The sequence below is a fragment of the Acinetobacter sp. RG5 genome, assembly GCF_031844265.1.
Classification (GTDB): domain Bacteria; phylum Pseudomonadota; class Gammaproteobacteria; order Pseudomonadales; family Moraxellaceae; genus Acinetobacter.
The window spans coordinates 1-1194 of record NZ_JAUZUV010000046.1 but is presented as its reverse complement, the minus strand read 5'-3'; the positions used below and the strand labels follow the sequence as shown (position 1 = coordinate 1194).

Genomic DNA, 1194 nt, shown 5'->3' with positions numbered 1-1194 from the left:
CATGGCTAAGGCTAAGTTTGAACGTAATAAGCCACACGTTAACGTGGGCACAATTGGTCACGTTGACCATGGTAAAACAACTTTAACAGCTGCAATTGCAACTGTATGTGCGAAGAAATTCGGTGGCGAAGCGAAAGACTACGCTGCAATCGACTCTGCACCAGAAGAAAAAGCACGTGGTATTACAATTAATACTTCACACGTAGAATACGATTCTCCAACTCGTCACTACGCTCACGTAGACTGCCCGGGCCACGCCGATTATGTTAAAAACATGATTACTGGTGCTGCTCAGATGGACGGCGCGATCCTTGTATGTGCTGCGACTGATGGTCCTATGCCACAGACTCGTGAACACATCCTGCTTTCTCGTCAGGTAGGTGTACCTTACATCGTTGTATTCTTGAACAAATGCGACCTTGTAGACGACGAAGAGCTTCTTGAGCTAGTTGAAATGGAAGTTCGTGAACTTCTTTCTACTTACGACTTCCCGGGTGATGACACTCCAGTAATTCGTGGTTCTGCTCTTCTTGCGCTTAACGGTGATGACAGCCAATACGGCGAGCCAGCTGTAGTTGCGCTTGTTGAAGCACTTGACTCTTATATCCCAGAGCCAGAACGTGCAATTGACCTTCCATTCCTTATGCCAATTGAAGACGTATTCTCAATCTCTGGTCGTGGTACAGTAGTAACTGGCCGTGTAGAGACTGGTATCGTTAAAGTAGGTGAGTCTGTAGAAATCGTTGGTATCCGTGATACTCAAACTACTACAGTAACCGGCGTAGAAATGTTCCGTAAGCTTCTTGACGAAGGTCGTGCGGGCGAGAACTGTGGTGTTCTTCTTCGTGGTACTAAGCGTGAAGACGTACAACGTGGTCAAGTATTGACTAAACCAGGTGCGATCAAGCCACACACTAAATTCGATGCGGAAGTATACGTACTTTCTAAAGAAGAAGGTGGTCGTCACACTCCATTCCTTAACGGTTACCGTCCACAGTTCTACTTCCGTACTACGGACGTAACTGGTGCGATCGCGCTTAAAGAAGGCGTGGAAATGGTTATGCCTGGTGACAACGTTGAGATGTCAGTAGAGCTAATCCACCCGATCGCAATGGACCCAGGTCTACGTTTTGCGATCCGTGAAGGTGGTCGTACAGTTGGTGCTGGTGTAGTTGCTAAAGTAACTGCATAATC

The 1194-nt window shown here is 47.1% G+C and carries 1 protein-coding gene; it reads left to right on the top strand.

The features are described from left to right. Position 1 precedes the first annotated feature (1 nt). A complete protein-coding gene (gene tuf / locus Q9R21_RS14825; RefSeq protein ID WP_004646112.1) occupies positions 2 to 1192 on the top strand; it encodes an elongation factor Tu in 1191 nt (396 codons plus the stop codon). Positions 1193 to 1194: the final 2 nt, after the last annotated feature.

What these genes read in the sequence shown, in the direction of transcription:
- tuf (WP_004646112.1), top strand. Translation starts at nt 2, where the DNA reads ATGGCTAAGGCTAAGTTTGAACGTAATAAGCCACACGTTAACGTGGGC.